Origin of the sequence: Bacillus sp. FSL M7-1345 (genome assembly GCF_038006985.1) — a bacterium.
In the GTDB taxonomy this organism is placed as follows: Bacteria; Bacillota; Bacilli; order Bacillales; family Bacillaceae_G; genus Bacillus_A; species Bacillus_A cereus_U.
This window is the reverse complement of sequence record NZ_JBBOWG010000001.1, coordinates 4,720,248-4,737,430: the sequence shown is the minus strand read 5'-3', so window position 1 is coordinate 4,737,430 and position 17,183 is coordinate 4,720,248. Positions and strand designations below refer to the sequence as shown.

The following is a 17,183-nucleotide window of genomic DNA, read 5'->3' as shown; positions in this document are numbered from 1 at the left end:
ATTCATATTTGTGACAAAAATATGTCGGAAATGTGTTGTCACTTTTATGTATATGTGCTATATTATTTCCTGTAAGCGATTTCAAATAGTTTTAAATCGCATTCAAGGGGGACAACTAGAATAATGAAACGTTACGAAAGAAAGTGGAAGCATATTTGCTTGAAACGTGTGGCACATCGAAATGCCCAAGAAAGCACGGAACCGAAGACTGAAACTCGTAAAGAGCATCAAGAGAAGCAATTGGTTCTACAAAAATAGCAATCACTTTTTCGTATATAAATGAAGGTCGATCGTTCGTTGGGGGATGGACGTGAAATAACTTTCTGCTAAGGGGTATTGTCTGATATATAGTATTACGGTAAAAAATAAGCACAGAGCATACGGCGCTCTGTGCTTATTTTTTAATGAAATCTATTTTTCTTTTTTAAATCGTACTGTTTTATCCCAACCAATTACTTGTTTCTTGCTCTTTGCGCGTAAGTAAAGAATGAGACTGCGAATAAACAAATACGTAAAGAGCTGTGCGTACGTAAAGTACATAATGACGCTTATGAAAATGTTGATCGGTGTAAAGGTTCGTTCGACGCTCTGGGCACTAAATAATTGAGAAACATATGTAATATATGCGACATACCACATAAATAGTAATGGAATGCTATATTGAATTTGGAATATGCCGAGCAGTCCAATTACAAACCAAACGTTTGAAATGATTAGGAATAGCCAAAATACGACATACACTAAAACTTGTTGTAAGGAATGGACGAGAAGTTTCCCTTTAAAGAAGCTTAACGAAGAAAACATTTTTTCTAAAATGTATAAGTTTCCTTGAAGCCAACGTGTACGCTGTTTAATAAGAATGTTTAAATGCTCAGGTTCTTGTTCCCATGTAATCGATTCCGGGACGATTGGTAAGAGATAGCCCTTTTGGGTAATTCTTAATGTTAATTCGGCATCCTCTGCGATTGCATAAGGGTCATAGCCGCCAAGTTCTTCTAATGCGGAACGACGAAGAAGCATATTTGTTCCGGTTAGTGAACCTGTTTGGAATAATAGCCAGCGTCCAGATTGCATAAGGAGCTGGAAAATCTGAAATTCTAATGAAATCATTCGTGTAAGCCAATTTCTTTTTTCATTTACTGTACGAACGTGTCCAACTGCTCCAACGGCATCCTGGGTTGTTTCAGCATGTTCTACGAGCATTCGCAGTGCATGTGGTTCAGGTTGATTATCTGCATCATAAACACAGAAATATTCACCGTCCGAAATGCTAAGGCCGTAGTTTAATACACGCGATTTTCCTTTCGGCTCGCCAGGTGGTACACGAATGTGATGAATATGAGCATAAGCTTTGTCGAAATCATCGCCAATTTCAGGTGTTTCATCTTGAGAGTTATCGTTTAATAAATAAACGTTTAGTTTGCCTGGGTATTCAATCTTTGCCATTGCTTCTAATGTATCTTTAATAACAACCCCTTCATTATGAGCGGGTATTAAAATATCTACACTTGGATAATGTTCTAGCGTACGATCTTTTCGTTTACTATTTCGATGAATTAAGCCCGCAATTGTTAAGAAAGAGTAATAAACGAGTAAAGCCGAGAATAGAAAGGCGGTAAAAATCAATACATATTTAATTGAAAATGTGATGCTGATCCAGAAAACGAGTACGCAGAACAGAAGGAATAAAAGGAGTATAACGAGTGTCATCATAATAATGTCGGTCCTTTGTTTCCAATTTGCTCTCGTGAAATTTTCATGTCTTGGATTGCCTCATTAGCAAGCCATTGCTCCATTTTTGGCTTTAGGCGGTTCATTACAATATCAGCACCGGCTTCATTTGTGTTTTGTAGTAAAATAACCAGTGTATTGCTGTCGTATTCAGCAGCAAGGTCAAAGTCAGCTCTGACTGTATCAACTAATAATGAAGCTACACGATCCATGACGCTTTCCTTCGTATATTTACTAAAGGAAGTGAAATCGAAGAAAATGATAATGCCTGTTTCATTACGACGATTCATCGCAGTTGTTAATAATGCTTGTCGTCTTTCGAATTCTTGTCTTGTTAATAATTTTGATTCTCCAATGTATTGCTCAAGCACTCTCACTCGTTCAGTTAACTCTTTATTTTTAAGGATAACCTTTTTTAATAGATGGGTTGAAATATAAACAATGAAGAAGTTAGCTGCCATCAGGAAGTGGGTAATAATATATTCCCATTGATCTGATGTACTCCATAAGTGAAGCCATGCTTCATAAAATAAATAGAATACTGAAATAATGGTTCCCAGTATGAAGAAAATAAATGCTGTTTTATCAGCTAAAAATAGGAATAGTACATTTATGATGACATATATAATTGTAAAAATGAGCGCGTGCTCATATTTCGTCACATGTACAGTAGTAAAATAAAATAAAATTTGTAAAATCCACATAGAGAGGACTTTATAGGACTTATCTTTCACGAAACGTTCCTCCTTAAAGATAATTCGTGCTGGATATTTGTAGTATGCACAATTATTAAGAAATGGACCATGTAGCTGGAAGTCCTTTTTTAGCGAGCGACATCAAGTAGTATCTCTCTTGTACAAGAAAAAATAAACAGACATACTAATTATTGTAACATATTGTATATACATCTAGACATAAAGGATTTAATATATATAAAAATTATGTTTATACTATATAAAAAAGCCTCCTTTTTAAAAAGGAGGCTTTCATGAATTTATAGGAACATCATACCTGCAACTGCTGCGTTTAAGAAGTTCGCTAGTGTACCAGCGATAACTGCTTTAATCCCTAATTGTGCAATTTGTTTACGGCGAGTAGGAGCTAACGTTCCTGTTACACCTAATTGAATTGCGATAGAAGAGAAGTTTGCAAAACCACAGATTGCGAATGTTAAAATCATATTTGTTTTTGCAGAGAACTCTGCCATGTGTGGTCCTAAGTTTGCATATGCAACGAATTCGTTGATTGCAAGTTTTTGACCGATGAAACTTGCTGCTTGTACGGCTTCGCCTGGTGAAACACCGATCAAGATTGCAAATGGTGATAGTAAGTAACCGAAGATTAAATCAAGGCTAAGTTTAATATCGAACCAAGAACCAACCAATCCTAATAGACCATTTAATAAAGCGATTAATGCGATGAAAGCCATTAACATTGCCGCTACGTTAATAACAAGTTGCATACCTTCAGATGCACCGCGTGCAGCTGCGTCAATAACGTTCGCATCTTCACGTTCTGTAGAAAGTTCAACGTTATTATCTACTTTTTCTGTTTCTGGCATAATTAGTTTTGCAATTAATAAACTTGATGGAGCTGCCATAATTGCTGCTGCTAATAAATGCTCTAACGGAATGCCCATCGCTGCATAGCCGACAAGAACCGATCCGGCAACAGCTGTCATACCACTTACCATAATAGTGAAGAACTCACTGTTAGTTAAACGTGCTAAGTAAGGTTTAATTAAAATTGGTGCTTCTGTTTGTCCTAAAAATACAGTCGTTACTGCATTTAAGCTTTCTGCCTTAGAAGTTCCAAGAAGTTTACTTAATGCACCACCAATGAAACTAACTAATTTCTGCATAATACCTAAGTAATATAAGATTGCAACTAATGAACTAATAAATACAATTGGAAGTAGTGCTTGAATAACGAAGATAAATCCCCAAGGTCCTTTTGCGTTGACTAAATCCCCAGCAACGAACTTAATTCCCTCGTAAGAAAAATTGATTAATCCTTGAACACCGTCAGCAGCAATTTTTAAGCCTGCTTTTCCAGCATCCCATCGTAATACAATAAATGAAAATGTCATTTGTAATGCTAGCGCGATTAAAATTGTGCGCCAATTAATAGCTTTGCGGTTGGAAGATAATAAGAAAGCGATTGCTAATACTCCAATCACGCCGCCAATTCCCCATAAAATATTCATGCAGTGTATGCTCCTTCCTCATAGTAAAAAAGTGTATAAACCAGTTGTCTATACTTTTGCGAATATAACATCTTAAGTAACTTATCATAATGGACATCGGAGGTCAAACGTCTAACGAAAAGTTTAAATAAAAAGAAAATTCTTTGAAAAAACACATATGAAATGAATTGACATGAAATAGGTTATGTTTTTTGTGGAAATATATTCATTATGATAACGTTTTGGACAATTTTCATGGAATATAGTGTACGAAATAGGAAAATGGATACATTATTTTTTCATGGATAGAGAGTAAAAGGAGGGGGATATAGGGAACACATAATAAAAAGAGCCTTCTAGTAAACTAGAAGGCTCTGAAACTATAACTTAAGGTGCTTTCGTATACCCTAAGAAATGGCTTTTCCAATAAGAATTGTTTAATGAAGCGATTGCTACACCTTTATCTCCAGATTGGATAAATGATCCCCCGCCAAGGTAGATACCCATGTGAGAAGGGCCTTTTTTATAAGTGTCTTTGAAATAAATTAAGTCACCTGGTTGTGGATTTGAAGTTTGTGATAAGCTGCTCCAATATCCAGCAACACTTTGGCGGCTAATGTTATGACCAAATTTCTTAAATACGTGGTAGATATAACCACTGCAGTCAACACCATTAGCAGAAGTACCGCCCCAAACGTATGGTACGCCTTGCATAGATTTCGCGTATGCAAGTAGAGAAGAACTATCACCGCTATTATTATTGTTGTTGTTATTTTGATTTTGATTGTTATTTTGATTGTCGTTAGGCTTATTATCTACTGCGCCGCCAACTGGTGTTTTAGATAGGAAACGTGTTCCGATGTAACCAGTTTGACCGTTGTAGTTAATTTTGCTCCATCCAGAGTTTTCAGAGATTACTTGAACCTTCTGTCCTTGTGGAAGTGCGCCTATGATTCTATAATTTGTACCTTCGCCGCTACGTACATTTAGTGCAGAAGCATTAATGTAGTAGTCGCCAATTGCACCTTGATCAGGTTGTTTCGGTTGTTCAGGAGTAGCAGTGCCACCTTTAACGAATTTTACAAATTCGCTACTAACATAGCCTGTTTTTCCTTGGTAGTTTACTTTAAACCAGCCGTTTTCAGATCCAACTACGTTTAATGTTGTACCATTTAACACGCCGCCAATTACACTATGGTAAGCAGCAGGGCCTGTACGAACACGTAGAGATGTTGCGTTAACGACGTAAGTACCACCAGTTTGAACAGTTCCATTATTATTTTGCTCTTGGTTGTTACCTTGAGTGACGTTTTCGTTAGAACCGCCTTTTGTTACGTAGTCTTTGCTTAAGTAAGCTGTTTGTCCTGCGTAATTGATTTTGAACCAATCTTGAACTTCGCCTACAACTTGTACTACTTGTCCTTGTTTAACAGAACCTACAGTTGGATGAGAAGTGCTAGGACCTGTACGAACGCGAAGGGAAGATACATTTACTGTATAGTTTCCGCTTGCTGGTTGAACAGTTGCTTCATTGTTACTATTGTTGTTATTGCTTGTAGAGCCAGTATTTGAAGAAGCGCCTGATACAAATTGGCTACTAACATAACCAGTTTGTCCGTTATGGTTGATTTTCACCCAACCATTTTCTTCTCCAATTACGTTTAAAGTTTGTCCTTCATATACACGTCCTGAAACAGAACTAGAAGTGTTAGGAGCTGTACGTACACGTAATACATCAGCAGTAACTTTATTGTTGCCACCTGTACTTACATTGTTATTTGTTTTTGCACCATTTTTTGATACAAATTCGCCACTAACATAGCCTGTTTGTCCATTATGGTTAATTTTGAACCAACCATTTTCTTCTCCAATTACGTTTAATGATTGACCATTATAAACGCGAGAGATGACGTCGTGAGAAGTACTTGATCCTGCGCGAACATGTAGCACGCTAGCATTCACCGTATATGATGAATTGTTTGATGCGGAAGCTTGGACAGTTTGTGTAGCAGCTCTTTGTGTATTTTGTTCAGGGGCAGCTTGAACACTATCAAGTGTAGGTGCTGCTCCTCCTGCTACAGACACTGCCGCAAGACCGGCAAGGTATTTTTTCATAATTTGTCGATTCCTTTCTGTCTGTAATGTAGTGAAGAAATATTTACCAACTGTTAAAAATTCTAAAGAGCATGTCGATTACTGTCAAGACTTATGCGGGAATCTGAATATGACAAAAAGATTACAAGAAAAAATCAAGGCATAAATTCACACCTTGATTTCCATTTAAATACATATATTTGATGTGGAAAATGAGAAGATTATTCGTATTTAGGAAGATGTGCTGTTGGATTTTAAAAGACTTTGAGAAAATGACCTTTGTAGTAATTTGGTGATAGGGCCAACTTGACCATCTTGAATCGCAGTTCCATCGAGATGGGTCATCGGCAAAATTTCAATAGTCGTTCCCGTAAAGAAGCATTCATCGGCTTGATAAACATCGCGAACGCTGAAAAGCTCTTCTTGTACAGGAAGTTGAAGGGTGTTAGCTAAAGAAAGGACGTACTGACGAATAATTCCGTTTAAAATAAGATGATTAGCTGGATGTGTATATAGCGTTCCGTTTTTTATGAGAAAGAAGTTAGAATGGCTACCTTCCGTTACAATACCATTTCGTACGAGAAGTGCTTCTTTACACCCTTTGCGTTCAGCTTTCGTATAAGCTAATACATTTGGTAATAAATTTAGCGATTTAATATCACAGCGGAGCCAGCGTGTATCAGGTTCTGATATAGCACGTACACCGTATTCAATCCATAAAGATGGTCTTTCTTTTTTTGAAATATAAGCATAGATTGTCGGAGATGTGTCATATGAGAATGCATGTGCTCGAGCTTGTACACCACGAGATACTTGTAAGTAAATTGTTCCGTCTTCGTGGAAATTATTGTTTTCAATTAATTTGTAGAGTAAGGTGATGAGTTCGGCTTTTGAGAAAGAGAGTGATAATTCTATTTCTTCCATGGATCGATATAATCTTGTTAAATGTGGGTCTAATAAGTGAAAGTTTCCGTTATAAAGGCGAATAACTTCATAGACTCCATCGCCAAATTGTAAACCTCTTTCTTCAAGTTCTATGTACGCGCGATGTTTCGTTGTATCAATAACTGCATCATTCCATAGTACAAATCTTTCGTATGCCAATTTTCGTCCCATCCTTTCGTTAGTACATGAATAAAAATCACTATAGTAATTTTTATGTAAGCAATTCTCTACATATGACGTATATGTATTTGTAAATCATAGAGAAGTAGTGGTGATTTATAGCATTTTGTATATACAAATTCGAAAATGAGAAATAAGAATCCTGCTTTTTGAAAAAAAAAAGCAACATTCGTATGGAATGTTGCACAAGGAGGGTAGCTATCTTTCATAGGGACATCGTCTTTAAAGGTTTCATTTATGCAAACAAAACACTTGGAAAGACAATTATAAGAAAGTTGAAAACAAATGATGCGCATATTTCTCTAAGGGATCTTATTAAAGATGAGAGATAAGAAATATGTGGAATCTCGTTTACATATTTTATTATAAAGATGTTTCGTTAATGTGGTGTAAATATTAGATGAAGGTTATGTAATTTTAAAGTTAATGTATAGAAGAATTTGTAGAGAGGAAAATAAAAAAAGAGGCTGAGATTACTCAGCGCTCTTCTTGTCTTCTTTAATAGCCGTTTTTACTTCACCAGTTTTGATCTTATTGCTTTCAGAGAAGCGAAGTAAGTCGCCTCCAATGATTTTGTCTGACATGTTTAGTTCATTTTGTGCACGATCAATCATTGGTTGAGCTTCTTCTTTTGGTAATTGTACAACTTCACCTGTGTTACGGTCGTAGAATGTACTGTTTGTGTACATGTACTTATCTGTAATGAAGCTACCGTCACGAAGAACAACGAATCCTTTATTGTCTGGTGAGAATACGTCATGACCGAATTGAATGTCATTAGTAGAATCTACACCAAGTAGGTTTAGAATTGTTGGTTTAATGTCAATTTCACCAGTTGGTTTTGAAATTGTTTTACCTTCTGTTTGACCTGGAACGTGAATAAACATCGGTGTTTTTTGTAAGTTCATATGGTCAAACGTAGTAATTTCTTCTTTTCCTAAGAACTGTGCCATTGCACGGTTATGGTTTTCAGAAATACCATAATGGTCACCGTAGAATACGATAACAGAGTTGTCGTAAATACCTTCAGCTTTTAGACGCTCAATAAAGTGTTTCATTGCTTCGTCTAAGTAGCGAGCTGTTACCATATAGCGGTCAAATACACCATCACCAGAATTGTATTCGTCGATTAATTTCGTACTGTCATCATAAGTGAATGGGTAATGGTTTGTTAAAGAAAGGAAGCGAGTGTAGAACGGTTGCTTCACTTGTTTTAACATATCGACAGACTGATCGAAGTATTCGATATCTTTTAGTCCCCAGTTCAATTTTGTTTCTGGCGTAATCTTGTAGTCAAGCTCGTTGTAGTAACGATCATAACCAAGTGCCGGATACATAATATTACGGTTCCAGAATGTTGCGTTGTTTGCGTGGAATACTGCAGTGTAGTATCCTTGCTGACGTAAAATTTCTGGAGTTGCTGTATATTCGTTGTTACCATTTGTGAAGAATACAGCACCGCGGTCTAGTGGATATAGTGAAGTATCTACTAAGAATTCAGCATCAGACGTTTTACCTTGCCCAGTTTGATGGAAGAAGTTATCGAAGTAATAACTTTCTTTCGCAAATTGGTTTAGGAATGGTGTAACTTCTTGTCCGTTAACTTGCGCACCAATTAAGAATGTTTGTAATGATTCAAGAGAGACAACAATTACGTTTTTCCCTTTTGCAGTACCAAACATATTTGGATCTGGTTTACTTTGTGTTGTTTTCACATAGTTTTCTGCTTCTTGCAATTTACTACTATCAGCAAACGCTTTTTGTGAACTTGATTTTGCTTGTAAGCCAAGATCGTATGCTTGGTGTACATATAATCCTAGGTTTTTAACAAGCATAACGCGGTCGAATGAACGTGTTAATAGTTCTGGACGCTCAGCTTCTGCAAATCCTAGGTTTACGCAGAAAATAGCAACCGTTGACACGAAGTATAGGGAACGCATCGGGCGTGCTACACGTTCTGTCGGTGCAAACACTTTCTTCTTCTTCAATAGAACGAAGAATACGATAATATCCGCAAATGCAAGGATGATTTTGTAGTTAAATAATTCTTTCACACTAGAACCTAAACTTCCGAAATTAGACGTTTGTCCTAGTACTGGTAAAGTAACGAAGTCATTGTAGAATCCGTAGAACATTACGTTACCAACAAGAATGAACGTTAAGATAAAGTTAATTCCTAGTGCTATATAGTTCCGTTTTTTCCCTTTTGCAAATAATGCAAGACCCACAAACAGTAATGATGCTGCTAATGGACTAATGAATAAAATGAATTCTTGCATGAACGATTCAAGTTTTAAATCGAAGCTAGTGCGTGTAATGATGTAGGTTTTTAGCCATACGGCCAAAGCTACGAATAAAGTGAAACGCACATTTTGAAATTGCGATTTCATGGTTTCTTTCATTCATTTCCACCCTTTCTCTATCAGGCTTGGTCGATTTTGGAGCGAAAAATGTTAAAATAAAAAATACATAGTTTTCTTGGTCATAATTAGAGTTTCTATATTCACCCATATACGACTTTAACTATGCATACCCTTTTTGGTTTCTTGTGCTGCTCATAAGCATAACGTCATTTCTGTATTATACAACAAAATTCATTTCTGAGAAACACTATAACATTTTACATTTTTTGTATGTGATTTGTCACTACCAGAGAAAACTTTAACATTCGTTTATCTGCTCGTCAACTAGAAAATATAACAAAAATAGAAAAGAATGTTAAGCGGAATTGAAAGTTTTTTGGTTGAGAAATATGGAATAGAAATCTTTAAGTGGTTGTCTAGAAAACTATTATATGAAGGAAAATACGAAAAAATTAACGAACACTTGTTCTTTTTGGTTTTGTTTGTTACAATGAAATTTCATTGATAGATTATGTGTAATTTTGATGAACTTTTACTGATAACATAACATATTGTAGCTTATTTCTTTTGAAAAATAGGGAGGCTTTTGAATGAAACAAAAATTTTCAGTTGAAGCGTTTTGGAAGAAAATAAAACATGTTGCGAAGCAGGCAGGGCAGTCGGTAATCTATGCGAGTTTATTGTTGTTTTACGTTTTGCAAAGACCGGATGTTCCAAAACGAGTGAAAATTATTGTAATCGGAGCACTTGCTTATTTCATTGCACCGATTGATGCAATCCCAGATTTCGTTGCTGGAGTTGGTTATACGGATGATTTAGGTGCGTTAATGGCCGCACTATTACAAGCATCGATATACGTAAATGAAGAAGTGAAAGATAAGGCACGAGTGAAGTTGGCAGAATGGTTTGGTTCGGATATAGACACATCATTTATCGATCAAAAATTAGATCAATAGGTGAGACCTGTCGGATGACAGGGCGAACGTAAGCGAGGAAGTGCATTATGCCATCAGGAAGAACGCATACGAAAATAAACTTAATATCCCTTCCGGTTGTTTTGTTTATGCTCTTTTCGTATGGATTAACAAATTTTGATTTTTTATTAACTTTTGCAATTGGCTTTTTAGTAGGTACTTCATTTTTAACACCGGATTTAGATACGTACAGTAATGCGTATAATAAATGGGGATTCCTGCGCATTTTTTGGTATCCATATAGGAGCGTAATGCCCCATCGTTCCTTCTTCACACATACGATTATAATTGGTGATATTATTCGTATTGCATATATGTTAATCGTGTTTTCTCCGTTTTTATTCCTATTAAATATAATAGCGTTCGACGGAAATTTAATAGAAATTACGAAGGAATACGAGGTTGAAATTGTAACGTTTGTAATGGGAATTGTTGTGGCGAGTACGCTCCACATTATAGCGGATAAAGCAAATACGCGCCGAAAGAAAATGATGAGAAAAAAGAAGAAACGCAGAAGATAAAAAAACCGTCCCAAAAGGTATTTTGGGACGGTTTTTTTCTTATTAATAGGTAGGTTACTCTTGTCGAATCGCCGATAAAATTTCATTTACGATTATGCGACAGTTTCTTTTTAATCAAACGTTTGTTTAAAACTAAGCTTTCAGTACCTTAATCCCTTTCACGATATTCCAAATGAAGTAGTATAAGCTAATGATTCCGCAAATGCATAAGACGATGATTGCTCCAATTCCAAGTGTTACGTCTGGTTGATCAGATCCGATGCCCATAATTCCTAAAATAACTAATCCAATAAATGAAGCAATGCTTGGAATAATATGTGTCCATAGAGCACGTTTTGCATGTGGTTTCGTTTCAGAATCACCCACAATCCACACGATAATAGGGAATAAGATAGGCGCAAATAATACACTAAAGTATGATAAAGCTGCTAATATTTTGTTTCCGTTCATATATATCACCTCATAAGTAATGTCCGTTGTTATACCTTTAGTATGCAGTAAATTTGGTAAGCTTCCTATCGATTAACATTACAAGAACGTGACGTTTTTGTAAGATTTTCTGTTTAAATGATAAAATTTTCAAAAAAATCTTTTTAAATGAAAATTGGTGTGATAAAATTAATGAAAACGTTTTCGTAGGCGTTTATATTTTTTTAGACTTAAAGGTATGATGACCTGATAGTCTATTGATAAGGTTATATCTATTTAAAAGGGGATTCTTTAGGGGGAGAGAACAATGAACACATGGACACAAGTTTACGATCCGTTCGGTAACATTTGGATTTCGGCAGCAGTCGCACTTATTCCAATCATCTTTTTTTTCTTAGCTTTAGCAGTTTTCCGCATGAAGGGGTATGTGGCAGGATTTATTACAGTTGTATTAACGATTTTGGTGGCTTTATTTGCGTATAAAATGCCATTCACAATGGCAATGGCCGCGACCGGATACGGTTTCTTATACGGATTATGGCCAATTGCGTGGATTATCATTATGTCAGTATTTTTATATAAAATTTCTGTGAAAACAGGTCAATTTGATGTCATTCGTGCATCTGTATTATCCATTACGAATGACCATCGTTTACTCGTTATTTTAATCGGATTTTCATTTGGAGCATTTTTGGAAGGGGCAGCAGGATTTGGTGCACCAGTAGCGATTACGGCAGCGCTTCTTGCAGGTCTTGGGCTAAATCCTTTATATGCAGCAGGTCTTTGTTTAATCGCAAATACTGCACCAGTAGCGTTCGGAGCGATGGGGATTCCGATTACAGTTGCTGGACAAGTAACAGGCATTGATCCACATAAAATTGGACAAATGGCTGGGCATCAATTACCGTTCTTATCTTTATTTGTTCCGTTCTTTATCGTATTTTTAATGGATGGTTTTAAAGGAGTAAGACAAACGTGGCCTGCTTTATTTGTAGCCGGTAGTTCATTTGCAATTACACAGTTTATTACAGCGACGTTTTTAGGACCAGAACTTCCTGATATTACGTCAGCGCTTGTAAGTTTAGTAAGTTTATCGCTATTCTTAAAAGTTTGGCAGCCGAAAGAAATTTATCAGTCTAAAGAAGCAAATAGTGAAGTAGCAGCAACGACGACATCTATGCCGAAACTAACAGTAGGAAAAGTAGTAAAAGCATGGTCTCCGTTCATTATTTTAACTGTGATGGTAGTCATTTGGAGCCAAAGTTTCTTTAAAGCATTATTCGCTCCAGGTGGTGCTTTAGAAAGTCTCGTATTTAAATTTGAAGTTCCAGGCTTGCACAATTTAGTAATGAAAGCAGAGCCAATTGTAAATAAACCAACACCTTATGAAGCAATCTTGAAATTAGATGTTTTATCAGCGACTGGAACAGCAATTTTAATTGCTTGTATCATTTCTATCTTTATTTTGAAAATGAGTGCAAAAGATGCAGTAGCCACATTTAAAGAAACATTAAACGAACTAAAAATGCCAATTCTATCTATTGGATTCGTATTAGGATTCGCATTTATCGCAAACTATTCTGGTTTATCTTCTACATTAGCGTTAGCACTTGCAGGAACTGGCGGACTATTCCCGTTCTTCTCACCATTCTTAGGCTGGATTGGGGTATTCTTAACAGGATCAGATACGTCAGCGAACGCACTGTTTTCGAATTTACAAGCAATTACAGCGCAGCAAGTCGGTGTATCTGAAGTGCTTCTCGTTGCAGCAAATACAACGGGCGGTGTAACAGGTAAAATGATTTCTCCGCAATCAATTGCGATTGCTTGTGCGGCAGTTGGACTTGCTGGGAAAGAGTCAGATTTGTTCCGCTTTACATTGAAGCATAGTTTATTCTTCGTTACTATTATTGGGATTATGACGTATGTGCAGGCTTATTATTTAACGTGGATGATTCCGTAAACAAAAAAGAAATAACCTTTGCATTTTTCAGATTATAGGTTATGATGGGAAAGTATTGAAAATTAAATCAGTGATAAACTAGGGGTGCCTAACGTATGCGTAGGCTGAGAGAGAAGCGTGTGAACTTCTTAACCCTTTGGACCTGATCTGGCTCGTACCAGCGTAGGGAAGTTAACGGCTTTACATAATTATGTCTTTATGAGCCAGGTCCTTATTTTTTTATGGACCTGGCTCTTTTTATTTTGGCATACGCTGGCCATATCTCGTCCTTGTCACGAACAGGGGGGCAATAAAGGTTATGAAACAGTCTGTTTCTGCAGAGCAAATTGAATTGAAATCGAGTTTACCAGGAAGTAAGAAAGTGTATGTGGATGGGCCACGTGAAGGTATGAAAGTGCCGATGCGCGAGATTGAACAAAGCGATACGAACGGTGTTCAAAATCCGCCAATCCGTGTGTATGATACGAGTGGACCTTATACAGATCCAGGGTATCAAGTGGAGCTGGAAAAAGGGATTCCAACGCCGCGCCACTCTTGGACCCTGGGGCGTGGTGATGTAGAAGAATACGAAGGGCGCGAAGTAAAACCAGAGGATGACGGTGTGAAAGTGGCTTCAAAACATACACCTGTTTTCCCGCAAATGGATCGTAAGCCGCTTAGAGCGAAGCAAGGTGCAAATGTTTCGCAAATGCATTATGCGCGTAATGGCATTATTACGTCTGAGATGGAATATGTTGCGATTCGTGAAGGGGTAGAGCCTGAATTTGTTCGTAAGGAGATTGCAGAAGGTCGTGCGATTTTACCGGCGAACATTAACCATCCTGAAGCGGAACCGATGATAATTGGACGTAATTTCCACGTAAAGGTAAATGCAAATATCGGAAACTCTGCTGTATCGTCTTCTATTGCAGAAGAAGTAGAGAAGATGACGTGGGCGACTCGCTGGGGTGCAGATACGATTATGGATTTATCTACAGGTAAAAACATTCATACAACGCGTGAGTGGATTATTCGTAATGCTCCGGTACCAGTTGGAACTGTGCCAATTTATCAAGCGCTTGAAAAAGTAAACGGAATTGCAGAGGATTTAACGTGGGAAGTATACCGTGATACGTTAATTGAGCAGGCGGAGCAAGGCGTGGATTACTTCACGATTCACGCTGGTGTATTACTTCGTTACATTCCAATTACTGCAAAGCGTATGACAGGTATTGTTTCGCGCGGTGGTTCGATTATGGCACAGTGGTGTTTATTCCATCATAAAGAAAACTTCCTATATACTCATTTTGAAGAGATTTGTGAAATTATGAAGCAGTACGATGTTTCGTTCTCTCTTGGAGATGGATTACGTCCAGGTTCTATTGCAGATGCAAATGACGAAGCACAGTTTTCTGAGCTTGAAACACTTGGTGAATTAACAAAAATCGCTTGGAAACATGATGTGCAAGTTATGATTGAAGGACCTGGGCATGTACCGATGCATTTAATTAAAGAAAATATGGAGAAAGAACTTGATATTTGTCAGGGCGCGCCGTTCTATACACTTGGGCCGTTAACGACAGATATTGCACCAGGTTATGATCATATTACTTCAGCGATTGGTGCTGCGATGATCGGCTGGTTTGGAACGGCGATGCTTTGTTATGTAACTCCGAAAGAACATTTAGGCTTACCGAACAAAGATGATGTTCGCGAAGGGGTTATTACGTACAAAATCGCTGCGCATGCAGCCGATCTTGCGAAAGGGCATAAAACGGCTCATCAGCGTGATGATGCACTTTCGAAAGCACGATTTGAATTCCGTTGGCGCGATCAATTTAATTTATCTTTAGATCCTGAACGTGCGATGGAGTACCATGATGAAACGTTGCCAGCAGAAGGGGCGAAAACAGCTCATTTCTGTTCAATGTGTGGCCCGAAGTTTTGTAGTATGAGAATTTCGCATGATATTCGTGAATATGCGAAAGAAAATGATTTAGAAACGACAGAAGCAATTGAAAAAGGAATGAAAGAGAAAGCGGTAGAATTCAAAGAAATTGGTAGTCATTTATATCAATAATACGTTACACCTCTTTACTTGATTGATCACACTGTACCTAACTTAAATATAGAAGAAGCCCCCTTTGCTAAGACGGTAGCAAAGGGGGCTTCTGTTGTCTATAAGGAGAAGAATAAGTGTACCCAGTAGTATAAGAGGAATAATGTGACGACTGTTGTGAGTGGGATTACGATGAGAGATACGCTTAAATAATCTTTCCATTTCACTTTAATTTTGTTTTGTCTTAGTATATACATCCAAATGAGGGAAGCTAGCGTACCGATTGGTAATAATAGTGAACCGATGTCACTACCAATGATATTTGCGAGATAGATAGTTTTTAATGTGACTGGATCTAGGCCCATTTCCGTTAACGTAATGGTACCAATCATAAGTGCAGGGTGGTTATTGAAGACGTTAGAGAGGAGGGAAACGAGTCCGCCCATTGCAAAGCTGGCATAGAGTAGATGCTGACTTACAACTGGTTCGAGCCAACTTACAAGTGCCGCTGTTAATCCTGCGTTATGAAGCCCGTAAATAATTACATACATAGAGAAAGCGAAAATTAAAATGTGCCACGGTGTCTTTTTCAAAATATCGACTGGGTTTGTTCGTAAGTAGTACCATCTCCAGATGAGAAGAACGAGTGAACCGAGTACAGCAACAATTTCGATTGGAATCGATAAGAAGGATGCAACGAATAGAAGACAGCGCATAAGGAAGACGAAGCCTAATACTTTTAACATGAATTTTGTACGTTTTTGTTTTGTATCAACAGAATTTTTTCCTTTTAATGGATGGAAGTTTTTCGTGAAAAAAATCTCTTCAATATCATATGAAGAAACAGGTAATTTTTTCGGGAGTTTTTTCTTTAAAACTGTATACATGAGCCATGACATAAACAGTAGTCCTAGTGTTGCAGGTACAAACATCATAGCTGTATGCATATAAAGAGTCATATTAACAATATTTAATGCGATTAAGTTTACGATATTACTTACACCGATTGGTGCACTAGATGCAGTGGCGATTAAAGCACCGCTTAATAAATAAGGGATTTGTTGATGAGGTTTTAATTGAAGGTTTTTCAGAAGTAAAATCAAAATCGGTGTTGTAATTAAAATACTACCGTCGTTATTGAATAAAAGTGTCATAAGAAAACATAATAATTGAATATACCAGTATAAACGGCGACCGGAGCCCTTTGCTAAATTTGCAAGTTTTGCTGCGGACCAGTGGAAGAAGCCGAAGCTTTCTAATATAACCGCCATAACGATGGTCGCTAGTATCGTTATAGAGGCACCGCCGATTTTACTTATAATGTCCATGACGTCTGGTTTTGATACAAGTCCAGTAATGAGGATAATGCCAGCGCCGACTGCTGCCGGCCATGCCTCATTTAAGCCACGGGGTCGCCAAAAGACAACAATCATTGTTAAGAAGAATACAATAATAGTAATCCATATTTCAATGCTCATATTTAACCTACCTTTCTATTTTCCCTTGAACAAATGTAGCTTGTCTCAAGTTTATATTGCTAGTATATTCAGCAGGAAATAAGAAGAACTAGGCATATAATGGAATAGAGTGAATATGTGTTCTTTGAGCTATAGGACAAGTATCAGTGGTAGTGTAATAACTAGTAGGAGAGACGTCTAATAAATGAGGGGCATTCTATGTACGAATGCCCCTCATTTATCCCGCTATTTGTCGGGCAGTAAGACTCCCACCTCAAAATTCGGCTGGAGCAAAGAAGTTAG

13 protein-coding genes and 1 riboswitch are annotated in these 17,183 nt (G+C 37.2%); of the genes, 5 read left to right on the top strand and 8 right to left on the bottom strand.

Annotated elements, in window-relative coordinates; all coding sequences use genetic code 11:
- Positions 1-123 precede the first annotated feature (123 nt).
- Positions 124-258 (top strand): hypothetical protein, encoded by a 135-nt coding sequence (locus MHB76_RS24850; RefSeq protein WP_002068447.1) that lies wholly within the window; start codon positions 124-126, stop codon positions 256-258.
- A 153-nt stretch (positions 259-411) separates the two neighbouring features.
- Here the strand turns inward: MHB76_RS24850 and MHB76_RS24845 are convergent, their stop codons facing one another.
- From MHB76_RS24845 to MHB76_RS24820, 6 genes are all read right to left on the bottom strand, one after another.
- Positions 412-1,713, bottom strand: a complete 1,302-nt coding sequence (locus tag MHB76_RS24845) for a glycosyltransferase family 2 protein (protein WP_078174878.1) — start codon at positions 1,711-1,713, stop codon at positions 412-414.
- The gene (locus MHB76_RS24840) at positions 1,710-2,465 is read right to left on the bottom strand and encodes a diguanylate cyclase domain-containing protein (RefSeq protein ID WP_340987943.1); all 756 of its coding nucleotides are present in this window, start codon (positions 2,463-2,465) and stop codon (positions 1,710-1,712) included. Before MHB76_RS24840 ends, MHB76_RS24845 begins: the two co-directional genes overlap by 4 nt.
- 260 nt (positions 2,466-2,725) lie before the next feature.
- Positions 2,726-3,937 carry a NupC/NupG family nucleoside CNT transporter gene (locus MHB76_RS24835; protein WP_070170689.1) on the bottom strand — a complete coding sequence of 404 codons (1,212 nt, stop codon included), beginning with the start codon at positions 3,935-3,937 and terminating at the stop codon, positions 2,726-2,728.
- A 366-nt stretch (positions 3,938-4,303) separates the two neighbouring features.
- A complete protein-coding gene (locus tag MHB76_RS24830; RefSeq protein ID WP_078174880.1) occupies positions 4,304-6,031 on the bottom strand; it encodes a C40 family peptidase in 1,728 nt (575 codons plus the stop codon).
- A 210-nt stretch (positions 6,032-6,241) separates the two neighbouring features.
- Positions 6,242-7,126 carry a D-amino-acid transaminase gene (locus tag MHB76_RS24825; protein ID WP_078174881.1) on the bottom strand — a complete coding sequence of 295 codons (885 nt, stop codon included), beginning with the start codon at positions 7,124-7,126 and terminating at the stop codon, positions 6,242-6,244.
- Positions 7,127-7,608: 482 nt separating this feature from the next.
- Complete coding sequence (locus MHB76_RS24820; RefSeq protein ID WP_016106651.1) at positions 7,609-9,537, bottom strand: LTA synthase family protein; 1,929 nt, start codon at positions 9,535-9,537, stop codon at positions 7,609-7,611.
- A gap of 551 nt (positions 9,538-10,088) precedes the next feature.
- Here MHB76_RS24820 and MHB76_RS24815 point away from each other — a divergent pair.
- Both MHB76_RS24815 and MHB76_RS24810 read left to right on the top strand, forming a co-directional pair.
- On the top strand, positions 10,089-10,454 hold the full coding sequence (locus tag MHB76_RS24815; RefSeq protein ID WP_078174883.1) for a YkvA family protein: 366 nt from the start codon (positions 10,089-10,091) through the stop codon (positions 10,452-10,454).
- 47 nt (positions 10,455-10,501) lie between these two features.
- The gene (locus tag MHB76_RS24810; protein WP_016106650.1) at positions 10,502-10,993 is read left to right on the top strand and encodes a metal-binding protein; all 492 of its coding nucleotides are present in this window, start codon (positions 10,502-10,504) and stop codon (positions 10,991-10,993) included.
- Positions 10,994-11,125: 132 nt separating this feature from the next.
- On the opposite strand, the gene MHB76_RS24805 is transcribed toward MHB76_RS24810, so the two are convergent.
- Positions 11,126-11,443: a DUF4870 domain-containing protein gene (locus MHB76_RS24805; protein ID WP_002159844.1), complete on the bottom strand. Its 318-nt coding sequence runs from the start codon at positions 11,441-11,443 to the stop codon at positions 11,126-11,128.
- Positions 11,444-11,729: 286 nt separating this feature from the next.
- Here MHB76_RS24805 and lldP point away from each other — a divergent pair, with 286 nt between their 5' ends.
- Both lldP and thiC read left to right on the top strand, forming a co-directional pair.
- The gene (lldP, locus tag MHB76_RS24800; protein ID WP_016106648.1) at positions 11,730-13,385 is read left to right on the top strand and encodes an L-lactate permease; all 1,656 of its coding nucleotides are present in this window, start codon (positions 11,730-11,732) and stop codon (positions 13,383-13,385) included.
- Between the two features lie 70 nt (positions 13,386-13,455).
- Positions 13,456-13,571: riboswitch (TPP riboswitch) on the top strand.
- A 112-nt stretch (positions 13,572-13,683) separates the two neighbouring features.
- Positions 13,684-15,444, top strand: a complete 1,761-nt coding sequence (gene thiC, locus MHB76_RS24795; protein WP_078174884.1) for a phosphomethylpyrimidine synthase ThiC — start codon at positions 13,684-13,686, stop codon at positions 15,442-15,444.
- Between the two features lie 98 nt (positions 15,445-15,542).
- On the opposite strand, the gene MHB76_RS24790 is transcribed toward thiC, so the two are convergent.
- Positions 15,543-16,901, bottom strand: a complete 1,359-nt coding sequence (locus MHB76_RS24790; protein ID WP_078174885.1) for an arsenic transporter — start codon at positions 16,899-16,901, stop codon at positions 15,543-15,545.
- Positions 16,902-17,183: the final 282 nt, after the last annotated feature.

What these genes read in the sequence shown, in the direction of transcription:
- MHB76_RS24850 (WP_002068447.1), top strand. Translation starts at nt 124, where the DNA reads ATGAAACGTTACGAAAGAAAGTGGAAGCATATTTGCTTGAAACGTGTG.
- MHB76_RS24845 (WP_078174878.1), bottom strand. Translation starts at nt 1,713, where the DNA reads ATGATGACACTCGTTATACTCCTTTTATTCCTTCTGTTCTGCGTACTC.
- MHB76_RS24835 (WP_070170689.1), bottom strand. Translation starts at nt 3,937, where the DNA reads ATGAATATTTTATGGGGAATTGGCGGCGTGATTGGAGTATTAGCAATC.
- MHB76_RS24830 (WP_078174880.1), bottom strand. Translation starts at nt 6,031, where the DNA reads ATGAAAAAATACCTTGCCGGTCTTGCGGCAGTGTCTGTAGCAGGAGGA.
- MHB76_RS24825 (WP_078174881.1), bottom strand. Translation starts at nt 7,126, where the DNA reads ATGGGACGAAAATTGGCATACGAAAGATTTGTACTATGGAATGATGCA.
- MHB76_RS24820 (WP_016106651.1), bottom strand. Translation starts at nt 9,537, where the DNA reads ATGAAAGAAACCATGAAATCGCAATTTCAAAATGTGCGTTTCACTTTA.
- MHB76_RS24815 (WP_078174883.1), top strand. Translation starts at nt 10,089, where the DNA reads ATGAAACAAAAATTTTCAGTTGAAGCGTTTTGGAAGAAAATAAAACAT.
- MHB76_RS24810 (WP_016106650.1), top strand. Translation starts at nt 10,502, where the DNA reads ATGCCATCAGGAAGAACGCATACGAAAATAAACTTAATATCCCTTCCG.
- MHB76_RS24805 (WP_002159844.1), bottom strand. Translation starts at nt 11,443, where the DNA reads ATGAACGGAAACAAAATATTAGCAGCTTTATCATACTTTAGTGTATTA.
- lldP (WP_016106648.1), top strand. Translation starts at nt 11,730, where the DNA reads ATGAACACATGGACACAAGTTTACGATCCGTTCGGTAACATTTGGATT.
- thiC (WP_078174884.1), top strand. Translation starts at nt 13,684, where the DNA reads ATGAAACAGTCTGTTTCTGCAGAGCAAATTGAATTGAAATCGAGTTTA.
- MHB76_RS24790 (WP_078174885.1), bottom strand. Translation starts at nt 16,901, where the DNA reads ATGAGCATTGAAATATGGATTACTATTATTGTATTCTTCTTAACAATG.